Origin of the sequence: Streptomyces sp. ME02-8801-2C (genome assembly GCF_033793965.1) — a bacterium.
Taxonomy (GTDB): Bacteria; Actinomycetota; Actinomycetes; order Streptomycetales; family Streptomycetaceae; genus Streptomyces.
Genome location: NZ_JARAXP010000001.1, coordinates 757,004 through 776,316 on the forward strand (window position 1 = coordinate 757,004; position 19,313 = coordinate 776,316).

At 68.0% G+C, this 19,313-nt stretch carries 11 protein-coding genes; 10 read left to right on the forward strand and 1 reads right to left on the reverse strand.

Features of this window, described 5'->3' with window-relative positions:
- Positions 1 to 281 precede the first annotated feature (281 nt).
- Together PV396_RS03235 and PV396_RS03240 are read left to right on the forward strand one after the other, a co-directional pair.
- Entirely contained in the window at positions 282 to 3,569 is a 3,288-nt protein-coding gene (locus PV396_RS03235) for a GH92 family glycosyl hydrolase (RefSeq protein WP_319200033.1), read from the forward strand.
- A 12-nt stretch (positions 3,570 to 3,581) separates the two neighbouring features.
- Entirely contained in the window at positions 3,582 to 3,989 is a 408-nt protein-coding gene (locus PV396_RS03240) for a hypothetical protein (protein WP_319200034.1), read from the forward strand.
- A gap of 28 nt (positions 3,990 to 4,017) precedes the next feature.
- Here PV396_RS03240 and PV396_RS03245 read toward each other — a convergent pair whose 3' ends face one another.
- Complete coding sequence (locus PV396_RS03245; protein ID WP_319200035.1) at positions 4,018 to 7,848, reverse strand: GH92 family glycosyl hydrolase; 3,831 nt, start codon at positions 7,846 to 7,848, stop codon at positions 4,018 to 4,020.
- A 454-nt stretch (positions 7,849 to 8,302) separates the two neighbouring features.
- Here PV396_RS03245 and ngcE point away from each other — a divergent pair, with 454 nt between their 5' ends.
- From ngcE to dxs, 8 genes are all read left to right on the forward strand, one after another.
- Positions 8,303 to 9,799 (forward strand): N-acetylglucosamine/diacetylchitobiose ABC transporter substrate-binding protein, encoded by a 1,497-nt coding sequence (gene ngcE, locus PV396_RS03250; protein ID WP_319200036.1) that lies wholly within the window; start codon positions 8,303 to 8,305, stop codon positions 9,797 to 9,799.
- 266 nt (positions 9,800 to 10,065) lie between these two features.
- A complete protein-coding gene (locus PV396_RS03255; RefSeq protein WP_319200037.1) occupies positions 10,066 to 10,992 on the forward strand; it encodes a sugar ABC transporter permease in 927 nt (308 codons plus the stop codon).
- 5 nt (positions 10,993 to 10,997) lie between these two features.
- Complete coding sequence (locus PV396_RS03260; protein WP_319200038.1) at positions 10,998 to 11,924, forward strand: carbohydrate ABC transporter permease; 927 nt, start codon at positions 10,998 to 11,000, stop codon at positions 11,922 to 11,924.
- A 193-nt stretch (positions 11,925 to 12,117) separates the two neighbouring features.
- Positions 12,118 to 13,317: an ROK family transcriptional regulator gene (locus PV396_RS03265; protein ID WP_319200039.1), complete on the forward strand. Its 1,200-nt coding sequence runs from the start codon at positions 12,118 to 12,120 to the stop codon at positions 13,315 to 13,317.
- A 122-nt stretch (positions 13,318 to 13,439) separates the two neighbouring features.
- Complete coding sequence (locus PV396_RS03270) at positions 13,440 to 14,546, forward strand: sugar ABC transporter substrate-binding protein (RefSeq protein ID WP_319200040.1); 1,107 nt, start codon at positions 13,440 to 13,442, stop codon at positions 14,544 to 14,546.
- Positions 14,547 to 14,851: 305 nt separating this feature from the next.
- Complete coding sequence (locus tag PV396_RS03275; RefSeq protein ID WP_319200041.1) at positions 14,852 to 15,643, forward strand: ATP-binding cassette domain-containing protein; 792 nt, start codon at positions 14,852 to 14,854, stop codon at positions 15,641 to 15,643.
- Positions 15,640 to 16,959 (forward strand): ABC transporter permease subunit, encoded by a 1,320-nt coding sequence (locus tag PV396_RS03280; protein WP_319200042.1) that lies wholly within the window; start codon positions 15,640 to 15,642, stop codon positions 16,957 to 16,959. The genes PV396_RS03275 and PV396_RS03280 overlap by 4 nt, the downstream gene beginning before the upstream one ends.
- A 266-nt stretch (positions 16,960 to 17,225) precedes the next feature.
- Complete coding sequence (gene dxs, locus PV396_RS03285) at positions 17,226 to 19,151, forward strand: 1-deoxy-D-xylulose-5-phosphate synthase (protein WP_319200043.1); 1,926 nt, start codon at positions 17,226 to 17,228, stop codon at positions 19,149 to 19,151.
- Positions 19,152 to 19,313: the final 162 nt, after the last annotated feature.

A 19,313-nucleotide genomic window follows, 5' to 3' on the forward strand; every position in this document is an offset into this window, starting at 1 on the left:
CCGGGGAAGTACGTCTTCGGGATGCGACAACTGGGTGAGACGGCAACGCGGTGAGACAACGTTGTCCAGTGGTCTGGACAACACTCTATCGCCCCAACGGACAACATCGTCAAGCCGGTTGATCACCCGCGGGAGTGCACCCCGTACCCCGCACGCGTGACACCAGCGCGCGTCCTCTCCGGGGCGCGCCCTCTCCCGTGGTATCGCTGGCGCACGTCACTGTCCCCGCGGTTTGTGCGACCTGTGGTGCGCGACCCGTCCGAAGGAGGAGGGGCCGCGTCATGCGTGTCCGCCCTACGTCCCTGCTGCTGGCCGCCGCCCTGGCGCTGGGTCTGCCCGTCCCGGCGCACGCGGCGGCAGCACCCGCGAACCCCCTGGTCGAGGACCCGACGCCGTACGTCGATCCGCTGATCGGCACCAGAAACGGCGGCGATGTCTTCCCGGGCGCCGTCGTCCCGTTCGGCATGCTCTCCTGGAGCCCGGAGAATACCCGGGGCGACGCCACCAGAACGGCGGCCCCCGGCGGCTACCACTACGACGCCACCCGGATCCGCGGCTTCAGCCTCACCCACATGTCCGGCACGGGCTGCGCGGGCGGCAGCGGCGACATCCCCTTCTTCCCGTACCCCGGCCAGGTCACGTCCTCCCCGGCGAGCGACACCAGGGACGCGGTGTACGCGGCCGACTTCAGCCACGCCGACGAGACGGCGGAGCCCGGCCACTACAGGGTGACCATGGCGTCCGGGGTCACCGCCGACCTCACGGCGACCGCCCGCACGGGTTCCGCCCGCTTCACCTACCCGTCCGGCCGACCGGCCTCGATGCTGATCCGCACCGCCAACTCCGAGGTGGGCTCGACCGGTTCGGCGGTCACGATCGACCCCGCCGCCCGCACGGTCTCCGGCTCGGTCACTTCCGGCAACTTCTGCGGCCACCTCGATCCGGAAGGACGGCGCCCCTACTACACCCTCCACTTCACCGCCCGCTTCGACCGCGCCTTCAAGGCGTCGGGCACCTGGCAGGACGACCGGCTGACCCCGGGTGCCACCACCGCGTCCGGCGGAACCGGCGGCTTCACCGCTGCCAACGGACGTCCCGTCCCGGGCAAAGGGGCGGGCGGATACGTGGAGTTCGAGCCCGGAACAGGCCCCGTGGGCGTCAAGGTCGGTATCTCGTACGTCAGTCGGGAGGGCGCGGAGGCCAACCTCGCGGCCGAGAACCCGCCGACCCGGTCCTTCGCGTCGGTCGAGTCCGCAGCCCGACAGGCCTGGCGGGAAAGGCTCGCCGCCATCAGTGTCGGCGGCGGCACGGAAGCGGACCGCACCACCTTCTACACCGCCCTCTACCACTCCCTCCTCCACCCGAACATCATCAGCGACACCGACCGCCGCTACCGAGGCGGCGACGGTGAGGTCCATCCGGTCCGGGCGGGCCACGACAACCAGTACGGCACCTTCTCCGGCTGGGACGCCTACCGCTCCCAGGTCCAGCTGCTCACCCTCCTCGACCCCGACTCCGGCTCGGACATCGCCCAGTCCCTCTACGAACTCGCCCGCCACAACGGCGGGTTGTGGGACCGCTGGCTGCACGGCGCGAGCGGCACCCACGTCATGAACGGCGACCCGTCGCCCGCCACCCTCGCCGGGATCCACGCGTTCGGCGGCACCCGTTTCGACCTGCGCGGCGCGCTGGACTCCCTGCTGCGGGCGGCGACGACACCGACGCGACAGGACCTGTCACCGGCGGGCAGACCGGTCCTGTCGATCGGCCAACGCCCTTCTCTGGACGCCTACTTGGCGCACCACTACATGCCGTCCGTGTCCAACGCGTGGGGCGGCGCGGCGGAGACCCTGGAGATGTCGGGCGCGGACTTCGCCCTCGCCGAACTGGCCCGAGCGGCAGGCAGGGCGCGAACGGCGGACAGCTTCATGAAGCGCGCCCAGTGGTGGCAGAACAACTTCAACATCGCGGCCCGTCCAGGCGGCGTCGGCTACGTCACCAACCGTAAGGCGGACGGCAGTTGGGTCCCCGGCTTCACCCCGGCAACCGGCAACGGATTCGTCGAGGGCACGGCGGCCCAGTACACCTGGATGGTCCCGCACAACCCGGCAGGCCTGTTCGCGGCAATGGGTGGCCCTGCCAGGGCAGTTGACCGCCTGGACGCCTTCTTCCACCATCCGGACGGCAGCTGGGCCCTCACGGGCAGCGGCGGCGAGAAGTCCGAACTGGACAACGAGCCCTCGGTCAATGTCCCCTACCTGTACGCCTACGCGGGCGCACCCCACAAAACCCAGGAAACCGTGCGCGCGGCGATGACAGGGCTCTGGTCGACTAGCCCGGGCGGTATCCCCGGCAACGACGACCTCGGCGCGATGTCCTCCTGGTACGTCTTCGCCGCGCTCGGCATGTACCCCCAGGTGCCGTCCCGAGCCGAACTGGTCCTGGCCTCACCCCTGTTCCCGAGGATCAAGATCAACCGCCCCCACGGCAACGACATCTCGATCCGCGCGCAGGGAGCGTCGGCGAACGCCCCATACGTCCACTCCCTCATGGTCGACGGCCGTACGAGCGACCGCCCGTGGCTCCCCGCGTCCTTCGTCCGCCGCGGTGGCACCCTGGACTACACCCTCGCCACCAGCCCGGATCCCACCTGGGGCAGCGCCCCCTCCGACGCCCCACCGTCCTTCCGGGCGGGCGAACAGCCCTACCAGATCGGGATCGGCCCCGACACGGCGACGATCGCACCGGGCGGCAGCGCGGCGGTGGACATCCGAGCACTGTCCATGACGGACACCGACTCCGCCGGTCCGGAGGTGCGCTTCGAGGTGGAGACCCCGCCGGGAATCACGGCAACACCCTCTGCCGGAACGCTGGTTGACGGCTCCCGCCGGGTCACGCTCACCGCGCGACCCGCAGTCGAGCAGGGCTTCCACGAAGCGAGGATCAAGGTGACGTCGACGGACACGGCGTACGAGCAGCCGATCACCCTCACGGTGGCGGCACCCGGCTCGCTCCTCGCCGCCTACGACAACACGGGCACCTCCGACGACCCGGGCGACCACACCGAGGCCGACTACGACGGCGGTGGCTGGAGCTACTCCCGCCAGGCCCTGGCAGCGGCAGGCCTGACCCCGGGCACACGGGGCAGGCTGGCGACCGGCCTGGCCTTCACCTGGCCGGCTTCGCCGACGGGCCGCCCGGACAACGCGTCGGCAGCCGCCCAGACCCTGCAACTCCCTGCCCCGGCATCCCAGTTGTCCTTCATCGGCAGCGCGGTCTTCGGCAACCGGCGGGCCCAGGCGACCGTCACCTACACCGACGGCATCACCGACACGGTCGACCTCGCCCTCACCGACTGGACCCTCGGCGGAGGCACGGGAACCGTCCAGTACGGCAACGAGATCGTCGCGAGGACCCCGTACCGAAACGTGTCGGGATCGGGCCGCGACCCGGTCCCGACGTACATCTTCGCCACCCGGCCGTTCCAGGCACCGCCGGGCCGGAGCATCGCGAGCGTACGTCTTCCGGCCAATGCCAACGTGCACGTGTTCACCCTCGCTGTTGGCTGACACCATCGAAGGATGGGGCAACGACCCAACCTTCCCGAGGATTTCAAGTCGGAGGCGCGCATCGCCTTCGCGTTCCTCGTCGAGACCGAGGGCTTCGCCGAGCCGGAGGAGCACGACAACCGGTGTTTCTACGGCTCTGAGCTGACGTACCGCCGCGCGGACCTGGAAGTGAGCGTCGGGTTCATCTGGGCACGACCTGAGCACGGGGTGTGGACGGATCTGAGCCTGATCGGGCCGGATGGCACGGCAGGTCGGAGCGTGTCACTGTACAAGGCCTACGTCGCCGCCGGCTGTGGCCCGCCCCAGGACGTCCCCGGCACGGTCCACAACCGCCGCACCATGCTCATGCGGGTCCACCAGCACGCCGCAGCCCTACGCCGATTACTGCCCCAGCTCCCTGCCCGCTTCCCCGACCCCTGACCGGCGAAGCGGGCGTTGGAAGTGGTGGTCAGCCCAGCAACTCCACCTCCGCCAGTGTCGACTCACCGTCGAGGACCAGCCGGTACCGCGAGTACGAGCCTCCGGACGTCACCGAGAACGCCCGCGTCTGCCTGTCCCACCTGAACACTTCACCGGAACGCCGGTCCAGGGTCCGCCAGTTGGCGCCGTCCGAAGAACCCTGCAGCTTCCAGCCCGTCGGGGCCTCGGCCTGGGTTGCGGACGTCAGCGTGTACTGAACGGCCTTCACAGAACCTGCGACCGGCAGGTTCACGGACGTCACCGTCGCGCTCGTCGCCGACGTGTTGTCGAACAGCGCACCCCCGCCCGTCACCACGTCCGCCCGCGGCGTCGGCACCGTGTCGTCCTGGGTGATCGAGACCGGCGCCGCGTTCCTGCCCGTCCCCCAGGTCGACGGCTCGGGACCCATGTCGAACTCCAGGGTCCCGCCCTGGGAGACGATCGAGTGGGGGAGCGAAGTCGACGTCCAAGGAAGGCCGTTGACCTTCAGACCCTGCACGTACACGTTCCGCGCGCTGTTGTCCGGCGCCTCGACCACCAGGTCCCGGCCGTTCTCCATATGGACCGTAGCCTTCGTGAACAGCGGGGAGCCGACGGCGTATTCGCCGCTGCCCATGACCAGCGGATAGAAGCCGAGCGCCGAGAACAGGAACCAGGCCGACTGCTCGCCGTTGTCCTCGTCACCGTGGTAACCCTGGCCGATCTCGCTGCCCGTGTAGAGGCGGGAGAGGACCTCGCGGACGTTCTTCTGGGTCTTCCAGGGCTGCCCGGCCGCGTCGTACATGTAGTTCACATGGTGGGCCACCTGGTTGGAGTGGCCGTACATGCCCATCCGGACGTCCCGCGCCTCCGTCATCTCGTGGATGACTCCGCCGTACGAGCCCACGAACTCCCGTGAGGCCGTTTCCGGTGTCCCGAAGTAGTCGTCGAGCTTGTCCGCGAGGCCCGCCCGGCCGCCGTACAGGTTGGCCAGACCCCGGCTGTCCTGCGGTGCCGTGAAGGCGTACCCCCAGCCGTTGGTCTCCGTGTAGTCGTGGCCCCAGACGCGCGGGTCGTACGCCGACGACTCCACCCGCCAGTCGCCGCGCTCGTTGCGGCCCTGGAAGAAGCCGGCCTCCCTGTCGAACAACCGCACATAGTCCTGGGCCCGGTTGAGGAAGTACTCGGACTCCTCCCGGTACCGCTGCACGCCCGTCTGCCGGAACAGCTCCTGGCCCATCCGGGCGATGCCGTAGTCGTTGAGGTAGCCCTCCAGAGCCCACGACAGGCCCTCACGGGTCTCGGTGCTCGTGTAGCCGAGGAAGGGCGAGGTCGCCATGCCCTTGCGGCCCACGCCCGACATCGGGGGCACGGCGGTCGCGTTCTTCACGGCCGCGTCGTACGCCGACCTCGCGTCGAACCCGACGCCCTTCACATAGGCGTCGGCGAACGCCACGTCCGACGAGGTGCCCGTCATCAGGTCGGCGTACCCGGGGGAGGACCAGCGGGAGGTCCAGCCGCCATCCTTGTACTGCTGCACGAACCCGTCGACCATCTCGCCTGCCTGACGTGGCGTCAGAAAGGAGTAGGCGGGCCAGGTCGTCCGATACGTGTCCCAGAAGCCGTTGTTGACGTACACCTTGCCGTCCACGATCTTCGCCCCGGTGCGCGTCGGGGTGTCGGGACCCGGCATCGGGGAGAACGGAGACGCGTACTGGAACTTCGAACCGACCTTCTCGAAGCCGGCGTTGGGGTACAGGTACAGCCGGTACAGGCTGGAGTACAGCGTCGTCAGCTGGTCCGGCGTAGCCCCCTCCACCTCGACCCTCCCGAGCAGCCCGTCCCACTGCCGCTGCGCACCGGCCCGTACCGTCTCGAAGGACGTGCCCTCCGGGATCTCCTGACGCAGATTGGCCTTCGCCTGCTCGACGCCGATGAGTGAGGTGGCCAGCCGCAGGGTCACCACCCCGCTCGGCGCGCTGAACCGGAGATAGCCCTTGACCCCGCTCGACGACCCGCCCGTCACCACCGCGTCCTCGTCGAACTCGCCGTACACGAACAGCCGGGTCGCCCCCGTCGACAGCCCCGACTTCACGTCCGAGTAGCCGGTGAAGGTGCCGTTGTCCGGGTCGAGGGTCAGGGCCGCCTGGTCGGTGACGTTGTCGAACAGGACACTCGCGTCGGCGCCGGGGTAGGTGAAGCGCAGCACCGCCGCGTGGTCGGTCGGCGTCATCTCGGCCTTGACGCCGTTCTCGAAGCGCACGCCGTAGTAGTACGGCCGCGCGGTCTCGTTCTCGTGCCGGAAGGCCAGCGCCCGTGCCGTACGGGCGGTGTCAGGGGTCCCGGGGGCGGCCGACGGCATCACCTGGAAGGTCTGCCGGTCGCCCATCCAGGGGCTCGGCTCATGACTCGCGCTGAACGCCTGGATCGTCGGCAGGTTGTCGGCGTTGTTGCCCCGCGCGTAGTCGTACAACCAGCTCAGCGAACCCGCGTTGGTCACCGGCGTCCAGAAGTTGAAGCCGTGCGGCACGGCCGTCGCCGGGAAGTTGTTGCCCCGCGAGAAGGCCCCGCTGGAGTTGGTGCCACGAGTCGTCACCGCATAGTCGGACAGGTGTTCCCGAAATTGTTCGGGTGCGGCGATCCGCAGCGACACGTCGTCGATCCAGCCCCGGAACTTCGCGGGACCGGCCGGCGAGTCGTACGCCAGCAGCACCCGGTCGACGGTCTTCCCCCGCGCCACCGCCCCGATCCGCGAGGCGACATGGTTCCACTGGTTGACGTACAGCACCTTGGCCGCGCCCTGCCCCCGCGGCGTGAGCGCGAAGCCGTGCTGGTCGACCGCGGACAGTTCGCTCAGCAGGGTTCCGTCCGTGAAGGCCAGGTCCACCGACACGTTGGTGGCGTCGTAGTCGCGGTCCCCGTCCGCCATCGACGGGAAGACCCGGTACGACAGCTCGGTGTCGGGGTCGACGGCCACGTTCACGTCGAACACCTTGTTGTACGAGTACGCCCGTCCGGTCGCCCGGTGCGTACCGGCGTACCGCAGCGCCCGTTTGCCCGTGAAACCGGCGCGGGCCTTCGCGGTCGGCGAGCCGCTCGGGCCGCGGTCGACCAGCGACAGCATGTCCGGGGGGACAGGGGCGTCGACGCCGCCCGTCGGGAACTGGACATCGGCGAGCTGGGTCATGGCACCGCCGTTGTTCCTGCCGATGTCGAGCCGGAAGTACCGGTATTCGGCGGGTGGTGACAGGTCGTACAACCTGGTCTGGAAGCGCTCGGTGAACGACTCGCCGCTGCGGCTGTCGATGGTCGTCCAGCCCGTCGTGCCGTCCTGCGAGCCCTGGAGCGTCCAGTCGGCGGGGTCCCGCTCGGCGTGGTCGTTGGCCGAGGTCAGCGCGTAGCTGACGACGCCGATCGGCTCGTCCAGGTCGAACTCGACCCAGCCGGTCGACGCGAACGTCAGCCATTTGGTCCCCGGCACACCGTCGACGAGGTTCTCCTTCACCTCGCCCCCACCGGTGTTCTCGCCGCTCGCCCGGACGTCCGTCACATGGTCGGTCACATTGCCCGGGATGCCGCTGCTGTAGCCGCCGTCGACACCGGACGCCCGCTTCGTGCCGTCCGGCCCGGTGTCGACGGTGTTCAGCCAGTCGGGCGCCTCCTCGGTCACCTCGAACGAGGAGGCGAACGACCGGTCGACGGCCGGTGCGGCCGGTGCGGAGGCGGGCAGTGCGGTCGCCGCACCCTGTCCGCCGATCACCAGTGCGAACACTGCCGCGATGGCTGGAATTGATCCGAACTCCCGTCCGGACCGACGTTTGCGCCGAACTCCCTGCCGCATGCGAGAGCATCCTCCTGCCACCTGGACAACGTTGTCACCTTGGTCGCGCAGGAACCAGTAGGGAGTCAAGTGGCCAGTGATGTCAAGGGTGTTGGGTGCGGCATTCGGGCCCAATATCGCGAATTTCCCGCGCAAAGGGATGCGGGCGGTCCGCATATTTCCGCGAGGTCTCAACTCGGAAAAGACCGATGGTCAACCCTGCATTCGATCTTGCCCCTTTGACGGGAAGTGGACTATACCTGTCGGCGTCTGCCACTGTTCGACCGGTCGACGCCAGGTGTGAGGGGAGCCGGAAGGGTGGTTTGACGTGCCGAACGCGCGGCCCGCCGGGTATTCCCTCTGATCAGGGCGCATCACGCACTAAGTACTTCCTGCACGACCCAGTTCGACCCGATCGCGGTGCCGGGAGGATCCGGTTCACCGCCTGAGTCCTGGAGAAGGCGAGGACTTGAGCATGGGACCCACTTCCGACGACAGCCGCACCCCCGACCGCACCACCACCGGCACCACCGGCACCACTCGCGCCACGACCGACGGCCTCGGCCGCCGAGACCTGATCAAACGGTCCGCGGCCCTCGGCCTGATCTCCGTCCCCACGCTGGGCTTCCTGTCCGCGTGTGCGAGCAGCGGCGGAGGCGACGAGGAAAAGGCGAAGGCGGGCAAGAAGACCGCGAAGAACCCCCTGGCCGTCAACGACACCGCCCAGCTGGAGTTCGTGCTGTTCGACGGCGGTTTCGGCAAGGAGTACGCCGAGGACGCGGTCAAGATCTACGAGACGAACTTCCCGAAGGCGAAGGTCAAGTTCTCCGCCACCCAGAAGATCCAGTCCACGCTCCAGCCCCGCTTCAACCAGGGCACCCCGCCGGACCTGATCGACAACTCCGGCGCCGAACAGATGGACATGGGCGTCCTGGTCGGCAAGAACCAGCTCGCCGACCTGACCCCGCTCCTGGACGCCCCGTCCTACGACGACCCGAACAAGAAGGTCCGCGACACCCTGCGGCCGGGCATCGTCGAGATGGGCCAGTTCGACGGCGACCCGGTGTGGATCATGTACTACGCCTACACGGTGTACGGCGTCTGGTACTCGCAGAAGGCCCTGGACTCGCTCGACGCCACGTACCCCGAGACGTGGGACGAGATGCTCGCCGTGTGCGAGAAGGCCAAGAAAAAGGGCATCGCCGGCTGGACCTACGCCGGCAAGTACCCGTACTACCTGCCCTTCTCGCTCTACGCGATGATCGGCAAGGTCGGCGGCGTCGAGGTCCTCGACGCGATCGACAACCTGGAGCCCAACGCCTGGAAGAACCCGGCTGTCAAGGCCTGTTTCGAGGCGTACTACGAGCTCTACAAGAAGGGGTACGTCCTCAAGGGCACCCCCGGTCTCGACCACATCCAGTCGCAGACCGCGTGGGCCAAGGGCAAGGCGCTGTTCATCCCGAACGGCTCCTGGGTGGAGAACGAGTCGGCCAACGTCATCCCCGCCGACTTCGACCTCGCCGTCTCCGGGCCGACCGGCATCGACAGCTCCGACAAGCTGCCGTTCGGCACGATCTGGGCCTCCGGCGGCGAGCCGTTCATCGTTCCCGCGAAGGCGAAGAACACGGCGGGCGGCATGGAGCAGTTGCGCATCATGCTGAGCGAGGCGTCCTCGAAGAACTTCACCAGCAAGGTCAAGTCGCTGACCGCGTTCAACGGCGGCACCGACGGCATCACCCTCACCCCCGGCCTCAAGTCGGGTGTGGCGGCGCTGGAGAAGGCCGGCCAGAACGTGGTGAACCCGCGACTGCAGGACTGGTACGTGCAGCTCCAGAAGGAGAAGATCGGCGTGTCCGGGCTGGGCGAGATGATGGCGGGACGGCTCACCCCGGCCGAGGCCATCAAGAAGATCCAGGGCTATGCCGACGAGACCGCGAAGGACTCGTCGATCAAGCACTACAAGCATCATTGAATCCTCCCCCAGCCGAAGCAGGGAGATTCCTGGCTCACGCCGCCTGCGGGTCAGCGACTCGACAGGTCTTCCACGATCAACACCAGCCGGGTTGAAACCAGCCCGGTTTGTGACACAAAGTCTGGAGGTGCATGTGCTGTCTTGGTTCTCGATCAGCACGATGTACGCGCTTGGTTCTCGCAACGTACGGCGACCAGGCTACCCGAATAGCAGCCGATGATCTGTCACCAGCGGCGGCACCCGCGTACGGAACGGGGTCTGTGGTAATGCAGCACGGCAAGTACCGCTTCATCGTGGGATTCCTCGCGGTCCCTCTGGGGCTGTACGCACTATTCGTCGTCTGGCCGTTCATCCAGTCCATCTATTACTCGTTCACGGACTGGACCGGACTGAGCCCGGAATTCAAGATGGTCGGCCTGGACAACTACAGGAGGATGCTCGACGACGAGATCTTCTGGAAGTCGTTGCAGCACAGCCTGCTGTTCGCGTTGCTGCTGCCGCTGGTGACGATCGGTCTGGCGCTGTTCTTCGCCTTCATGATCAATGTGGGCGGGAAGCGCCGCCGCGGCGGACCGGTGATTTCCGGGGTCCGCGGTTCCTCGTTCTACAAAATCGTCTACTTCTTTCCGCAGGTGCTGTCGATCGCGATCGTCGCGCTGCTGTTCGCCTTCGCGTACAACCCGGAGAGTGGTGCGCTCAACTCACTCCTGCGCGGCATCGGGCTCGACAGCGTCCAGCCGCTCTGGCTGGGCGACCCGGACCTCGCCCTGTGGTGTGTGATGGCGGTGCTGGTCTGGTCGACGGTCGGCTTCTTCGTGGTGCTGTTCTCCGCGGGCATGGCGTCCATCCCGGCGGATTTCTACGAGGCCGCGCTGCTCGACGGCGCCGGCCGGGCGACCACGTTCTTCCGGATCACTCTGCCGCTGCTGTGGGACACCGTGCAGTCCGGCTGGGTCTACATGGGCATCCTCGCGCTGGGCGCCGAGGCGTTCGCGGTCGTCCAGATCATGACGACCGGGCCCGGCGGCCCGGACTACTCGACGACCGTCATGGTCCTGTACGTCTACCAGAAGGCCTTCCGCGACGGTCAGGCCGCCTACGCAACCACCATCGGGGTCGCCCTGCTCGTCGTCACGCTGGCCTTCGCGGCCCTCGTGATGCGGCTGGGCCGGCGCGAGCGGCTGGAGTACTGACACACATGAAGACGACCGACAGCACACCGCCGGAGACGGTTCCCCAGCAGTCCGGTGGGGCCGTGCGCAAGGAGGACGGGCCCGGCACGCGGCCGCGGGAGAAGAAGGAGGGCAAAGCGCTCAACGTCTTCTCGCACGGCATGCTCGTCCTGTGGGCGTTCATGGTCGTGATGCCGCTCCTGTGGGCGGTGATGACGTCCTTCAAGGACGACAACGCGATCTTCAGCTCGCCCTGGGCCCTGCCGGACAAGCTGCACTTCGACAACTGGGCGCGGGCCTGGACCGACGCCAACATGAGCGACTACTTCCTCAACACCATCCTGGTGGTGGGCGGTTCGCTCGTCGGCACCCTGGTGCTGGGCTCGATGGCGGCGTACGTCCTGGCCCGCTTCGACTTCCCGGGGAACCGGTTCATCTACTTCCTGTTCATCGGCGGCATGAGCTTCCCGATCATGCTGGCGCTGGTCCCGCTGTTCTACGTCGTGAACAACATGGGCCTGCTGAACACGATCCACGGGCTGATCCTGGTCTACATCGCCTACTCACTGCCGTTCACGGTCTTCTTCCTGACCGCGTTCTTCCGGACCTTGCCGACCTCGGTGGCGGAGGCGGCCTTCGTCGACGGCGCCTCGCACTCCCGGACCTTCTTCCAGATCATGCTGCCGATGGCCAAGCCCGGCCTGATCAGCGTGGGCATCTTCAACTTCCTCGGCCAGTGGAACCAGTACATGCTCCCCACGGTGCTCAACACCGACCCCGACAAACGGGTCCTCACGCAGGGGCTCGTTCAGCTGGCCGCCAGCCAGGGTTACAAGGGAGACTGGTCAGGTCTCTTCGCCGGACTGGTGATGGCGATGCTGCCGGTGCTGGCCGCGTACATCGTCTTCCAGCGGCAGGTGGTGGCCGGACTCACGGCGGGCGCGCTGAAGTAACCGGAACCTTCCGTTCAGCCGCCGTACGCGCGGGTGCGGGCCACAAATGGCGCACGCGCGCCTCAATGTGTACAAGACCTCGGATGCAGTTCAACCTCTTGACGGGAGGCGACCCTAACGGCTCAGCTTAGAGTTCACTAGTTGGACATAGACGGGGCCTCATCGCAGCGGTCCCGGCGCGCAGGAGGTCGTCGTGGAGACTCCGGGGTCGCAGTCGTCACTGCACCGAGCCAACCTGGAACGGGTCGTACGGGCCGTGCGCCTCGCCGGGTCGCTCACGCAGGCCGAGATCGCCCGGACCACCGGTCTGTCCGCCGCCACGGTGTCCAACATCGTGCGGGAGCTGAAGGACGGCGGAACGGTCGAGGTCACCCCCACCTCGGCGGGTGGCCGCAGGGCCCGCGCGGTCTCGCTGAGCGGCGACGCCGGCATCGTCATCGGCATCGACTTCGGCCATACGCACCTACGGGTCGCCATAGGCAACCTCGCCCATCAGGTGCTGGCCGAGGAGTCCGAGCCGCTGGACGTCGACGCCTCCGCCGCACAGGGCTTCGACCGGGCAGAAGAGCTGGTCAATCGCCTGATCGTAGCAACGGAGGTCGACCGGTCCAAGATCGCCGGTGTGGGCCTGGGCGTACCTGGTCCGATCGACGGGGAGTCGGGCACCCTGGGCTCCAGCGCGATCCTGCCGGGCTGGATCGGCACCAGGCCGGGCGAGGAGATGCGCGGGCGCCTCAGCGTGCCCGTGCACGTGGACAACGACGCCAACCTCGGCGCCCTCGGTGAGCTGGTCTGGGGCAGCGGCCGGGGGGTGCGCGACCTGGCGTACATCAAGGTCGCGAGCGGTGTCGGCGCCGGACTGGTGATCAGCGGCAAGATCTATCGGGGCCCGGGTGGCACAGCGGGAGAAATCGGGCATATTACTCTTGATGAATCCGGCCCCGTCTGCCGATGCGGAAACCGGGGCTGTCTGGAGACATTCGCAGCGGCGCGCTATGTGCTGCCGCTCCTCCAGTCCAGCCACGGGACCGACCTGACCATGGAAGGTGTCGTACGGCTGGCGCGGGACGGTGACCCGGGCTGTCGTCGCGTGATCGCCGACGTCGGCCGTCACATCGGCAGTGGAGTCGCCAATCTCTGCAATCTGCTGAACCCGAGCAGGGTGGTCCTCGGCGGTGATCTCGCCGAGGCCGGTGAGCTGGTGCTCGGTCCGATAAGAGAGTCTGTCGGCCGCTATGCGATCCCCAGTGCGGCGCGTCAACTGTCCGTTCTCCCAGGGGCACTTGGAGGCCGTGCGGAGGTGCTCGGAGCACTCGCTCTCGCGCTGAGCGAGATGGGTGATTCGACCCTTTTGGACGGCACGCTGACCGCAGCGACTCCTGCGTTCACCTAGAGAACGAACAAAGCCGTTGCCAACCCGTTAAGGATTTACTTCTTGACGTCGCACGTGTGGCCGAGTTGACTTCCAGCCACCTCGGCCGCAGCGTTGCGGCCCTGTCAGGGAGGCACCACCGAATGAACGCCATGATGCGTAGAGTCGTGATCGGTACCACAGCGATTTCCATGGCCCTTGCCGTGGCCGCCTGTGGCAAGGCCGGCGACGACAAGGACTCCGACAGCGGCAGCAAGACCAGCTCGGGCGGCGACAAGTCGATCGGTCTGCTCCTGCCCGACAGTGTCACCACCCGGTACGCGAAGTTCGACAAGCCGTACTTCGACGCCAAGGTCAAGGAACTCTGTTCCGACTGCAAGCTGGAGTACGCCAACGCGGCGGGCAGCGCTGCCACGCAGGCCCAGCAGGTCAGCAGCATGATCACCAAGGGCGTCAAGGTCATCGCGATCAGCGCCGTCGACTCCGCCGCGATCAAGTCCTCGATCCAGGCCGCCGTCGACAAGGGCATCAAGGTCGTCGCGTACGACCGTCTGGCCCAGGGTCCGGTCTCCGCGTACATCTCCTTCGACAACGAGAAGGTCGGCCAGCTCCAGGGCCAGTCCCTCCTCGACGCGCTGGGCGCCAAGGCCACTCCGAAGGCCAAGGTCGTGATGATCAACGGTCTGGCCTCGGACCCGAACGCCGGGCTGTTCAAGAAGGGCGCCCACAGCGTCCTCGACGGCAAGGTCGACATCGCCTACGAGCAGGCCGGCGACTGGGACGACAAGGTCGCCGCCCAGAAGATGTCCGCCGCCATCACCCAGCTGGGCGCCAAGAACATCGCGGGCGTCTACTCGGCCAACGACGGCATGGCGGGCGGCATCGCCACCGTCCTCAAGGGCGCGGGTATCAGCAAGATCCCGCTGACCGGTCAGGACGCCGAGCTCAGCAGCATCCAGCGGATCCTCGCCGGCACCCAGGCCAGCACGATCTACAAGGCGTACAAGCCCGAGGCCGACGGCGCCGCCGAGCTCGCTGTCGCCCTGCTGGAGGGCAAGAGCATCGACTCGCTCGCCACCACGAAGCAGACCAGTGGTTCCGGCGACAGCGTGCCCTCGAACCTGCTGGTCCCGGTTGCGCTGACCAAGGCCAACATCGAGGAGACCGTGGTCAAGGACAAGCTGTACACGGTCGCCGAGATCTGCACCGGCGAGTTCGCCGCCGCCTGCAAGTCCGCCGGTCTTCAGTAGGCGCGCAGGCGCTCAAAGGAGTCCGCCGGCACCGGGCGGGCGCTCTCACGGGCGCCCGCCCGGACATGACCGCCCGGACATGACCGCCCGGACATGACCGCCCGGACATGACCGCCCGGCGGTCCGCGAGACCTGTCCGACGCCCGCCCCGGCCTTCAGACCCCGCTGCCGGGACGGGCGTCGGACGGAACCCGTTGCCATCGGCAGCGGAATCGCGCATGTTCACCTTGTAAACCAGTGCCTTGTGCACAACCCTCCGCGCCTTTTGACAGCGCGGCATCCCCGCCGGTCAGGCGGCGAAGGAGATGGTTCACGTGTCCGCTACGCCCGTGTTGGCGTTGCGCGGAGTCTCCAAGCGATTCGGTGCGGTTCAGGCCCTCACCGATGTCGAACTGGAGGTCCACGCCGGAGAAGTGGTCGCGCTCGTCGGCGACAACGGCGCAGGAAAGTCCACCCTGGTCAAGACGATCGCGGGTGTGCACCCCATCGATGACGGCGTCATCGAGTGGGAGGGCAGCCCGGTCAGCATCAACAGGCCGCACGACGCCCAGGGACTCGGCGTCGCGACGGTCTACCAGGACCTCGCGCTGTGCGACAACCTCGATGTGGTCGGCAACCTCTACCTCGGACGCGAGCTGCTGCGCCGCGGCGTCATCGACGAGGTCACGATGGAGAAGAACTCGCGTGAACTGCTGAGCACGCTCTCCATCCGCATTCCCAGCGTGCGCATCCCGATCGCGAGCCTCTCCGGCGGCCAGCGCCAGGTCGTCGCCATCGCCCGCGCCCTCATCGGAGACCCCAAGGTCGTCATCCTCGACGAGCCCACCGCCGCTCTCGGTGTCGAGCAGACCGCGCAGGTCCTCGACCTGGTCGAGCGGCTGCGCGAGCGCAACCTCGGCGTCATCCTCATCAGCCACAACATGGCCGATGTCAAGGCGGTCGCCGACACGGTCGCCGTGCTGCGCCTGGGCAGGAACAACGGTTCCTTCTCCGTGAAGGACACCAGTCAGGAAGAGATCATCTCCGCCATCACCGGGGCCACGGAGAACGCCGTGACCCGTCGTGCGGGCCGTCGCAGCACGGAGGCCGCGAAGTGAGCGACACGTCGAAGACAACGAAGAAGGACGGCGTGGTCGAGACCCAGGCCACCGTGGCCCCCGCCGACGACCCCACGGCCGCGGCCGTCCAGGTCGTCGACCCGCGTCTGCTGGTCCGCGAAGAGGGCCTGAAGGGCTACTGGACCGAGTTCAAGCGCAAGGTGAAGGGCGGCGAGATCGGCTCCCTGCCGGTCGTCATCGGCCTGATCGTCATCTGGACCATCTTCCAGTTGAAGAACGACCGGTTCCTCAGCGCCGAGAACATGTCCAACATCAGCTTCTACCTGTCGGCCACCGGCATGATCGCCATCGGCCTGGTGTTCGTGCTGCTGCTCGGCGAGATCGACCTGTCCGTCGCCTCCGTCAGCGGCCTGGCGTCCACACTGTTCGCCGTGTTCGTGGTCAACCACGGGGTGAACGTATGGCTCGCCCTGCTGATGACCATCGCGATCGGCATCGGTATCGGCAGTCTGCACGGCTGGTTCTTCGCCAGGCTCGGCGTACCGGCCTTCGTGGTCACCCTGGCCGGCTTCCTCGGCTGGAACGGCCTGATGCTGTGGCTGCTCGGCTCGACCGGCACCATCAACATCCCCGACACCGGCCCGGTGCACCTCCTCGGGCAGCGGTCCTTCTTCATGGACCAGGCCATCATCGGCGCCTACCTGCTGGCCGGCCTCGGAGTCGCCTCCCTGCTCGCCGGATCGCTCATCGAGCAGCGCCGGCGCAAGGCCGCGGGAGTGCCCTACCGGACCAACGCCGAGATCGTGCTGCGCGTCGGTGCGCTCGCGGTGGCCGCGTTCGTCGCGGCGTACGTGCTGAACTCCGCCTCCGGCGTGTCCAACGCGCTGGTGATCTTCCTCGCGTGCCTGGTGATCGTGGACTTCGTGCTGCGGCGTACCACGTTCGGCCGCAAGGTCTTCGCGGTCGGCGGCGGCATCGAGGCGGCCCGGCGTGCGGGTATCAACGTCCCGCTGATCCGGATCGCGGTCTTCGCGATCGCCGGCATGTTCGCGGCGATCGGCGGCATGTTCTTCGCCGGACAGACGCAGAGCGCTTCGCTGACGTCCGGTGGCGGCAACACGCTGATGCTCGCCATCGCGGCGGCGGTCATCGGTGGGACCAGCCTGTTCGGTGGGCGGGGCACGGTGTGGTCGGCGCTGCTGGGTATGTTGGTGATCCAGTCGATCCAGACGGGTCTGGATCTGCTCAACATGAACACGTCGATCCAGTACATGATCACTGGTGCGGTGCTGTTGGGTGCGGTTGTCATCGACTCGGTGTCGCGTAAGAGCCAGAAGGCGGCGGGGCGTGCGTGACGCGGTAGCGCCGTAGGGGTGAGGGTGGGTCGTTTGCCGCCGGCCCGCTGTGGCTTGTCGCGCAGTTCCCCGCGCCCCTGAAAGGCGCCTTCGGCGGCCTTTCAGACAAATGTGCCCGGCATCGTGTGGCGATGCCGGGCACATTTGTTGGGTACGGCCGATCACGTGACGTATCACGCAGAGGCCGGGCGTCGGTTGCGAAGGCGGAACACTAGACTCGACACACCCGGCGAAAGCTCGATCAGCTCTACTGCAAGGAGGCACGGGTGCCGCTGCTGACCCGCATCACGGGACCGCGCGATCTTGACCGGCTCAGCCTGGAGCAGCTCGATCAGCTGGCCGAGGAGATCCGGACCTTCCTCGTCGACGCGGTCTCCAAGACCGGCGGCCACCTCGGCCCCAACCTCGGAGTCGTCGAGCTCACCATCGCCCTGCACCGGGTCTTCGACTCGCCCAAGGACAAGGTGCTGTGGGACACGGGCCACCAGTCCTACGTCCACAAGCTGCTCACCGGCCGTCAGGACTTCTCCAAGCTCAAGATGAAGGGCGGCCTCTCCGGCTACCCCTCGCAGGCCGAGTCCGAGCACGACGTCATCGAGAACTCGCACGCCTCGACGGTCCTCGGCTGGGCCGACGGCCTCGCCAAGTCCAACCAGGTGCTCAGGCGCGACGACCACCACGTGGTCGCCGTCATCGGTGACGGCGCGCTCACCGGCGGAATGGCCTGGGAGGCGCTGAACAACATCGCCGACGCCAAGGACCGCCCGCTGGTCATCGTCGTCAACGACAACGAGCGTTCGTACGCGCCCACCATCGGCGGTCTCGCCAACCACCTGGCCACCCTGCGCACGACGGACGGCTACGAGCGGTTCCTCGCCAAGGGCAAGGACCTGCTGGAGCGGACCCCGGTCGTCGGCAGGCCGCTGTACGAGACCCTGCACGGTGCCAAGAAGGGCCTCAAGGACTTCATCGCCCCGCAGGGCATGTTCGAGGACCTGGGCCTCAAGTACGTCGGCCCCATCGACGGCCACGACATCGAGGCGCTGGAGTCTGCGCTCGCCCGCGCCAAGCGCTTCGGCGGACCGGTCATCGTGCACTGCCTCACCGAGAAGGGCCGCGGCTACCAGCCCGCCCTCCAGGACGAGGCCGACCGCTTCCACGGCATCGGCCCCATCCACCCCGACACCGGCCTGCCGGTCAAGGCCTCGGGCGCCGACTGGACCTCCGTCTTCGGCGACGAGATGGTCGAACTGGGCCGGGAGCGCGAGGACATCGTCGCCATCACGGCCGCGATGCTCCAGCCCGTCGGCCTGAAGAAGTTCGCGGACGCCTTTCCCGACCGCATCTACGACGTCGGCATCGCCGAGCAGCACGGCGCCGTCTCGGCGGCCGGGCTCGCCACCGGGGGAGTGCACCCTGTCTTCGCGGTGTACGCCACCTTCCTGAACCGGGCCTTCGACCAGGTCCTCATGGACGTGGCGCTGCACAAGTGCGGTGTGACCTTCGTGCTCGACCGGGCCGGCGTCACCGGCACCGACGGCGCCTCCCACAACGGGATGTGGGACATGTCGATCCTCCAGGTCGTCCCGGGCCTGCGGCTCGCCGCCCCGCGCGACGCCGACCAGGTCCGCGCGCAGCTCCGCGAGGCCGTCCAGGTCGAGGACGCGCCGACCGTCGTCCGCTTCTCGAAGGGCGCCGTCGGCCCCGCCGTACCCGCGGTGGGACGCGTCGGCGGCATGGACGTGCTGCGCGAGCCCGGCACCGACACCCCGGACGTGCTCCTCGTCTCCGTGGGCGCGCTGGCGCCCATGTGCCTCGAGATCGCCGGACTGCTCGACCAGCAGGGCATCTCGACCACCGTCGTCGACCCCCGCTGGGTGAAGCCGGTCGACGAGGCCATGGCCCCGCTCGCCGAGCGGCACCGCGTGGTCGTCACGGTCGAGGACAACTCCCGCGTCGGCGGCGTCGGTTCGGCCGTGGCGCAGGCTCTGCGGGACGCCGGGGTCGACGTACCGCTGCGTGACTTCGGTATCCCGCCGCGCTTCCTCGACCACGCCTCCCGGGCCGAGGTCATGGCGGAGATCGGGCTGACGGCACCGGACATCGCCCGCCAGGTCACCGGGCTCGTCTCCAGGATCGACGGACGGTTCGAGCAGGCCGAGGTCGACTCGGTGGAGCCCGCCCGCGACTGATCGCCGACAGCGCCAGGGCCGGTTTCCCCACCCTTTACGGTGGTGGAACCGGCCCATTGGCGTGAAATCCCTCGCGTCGGGGCAGGCGCTCCCCCAGTCTCGGCTTCACTCGACCGGGGGGACCCCCATCGCCCCCTCCCGATCATTGCCGGGACGACCCAG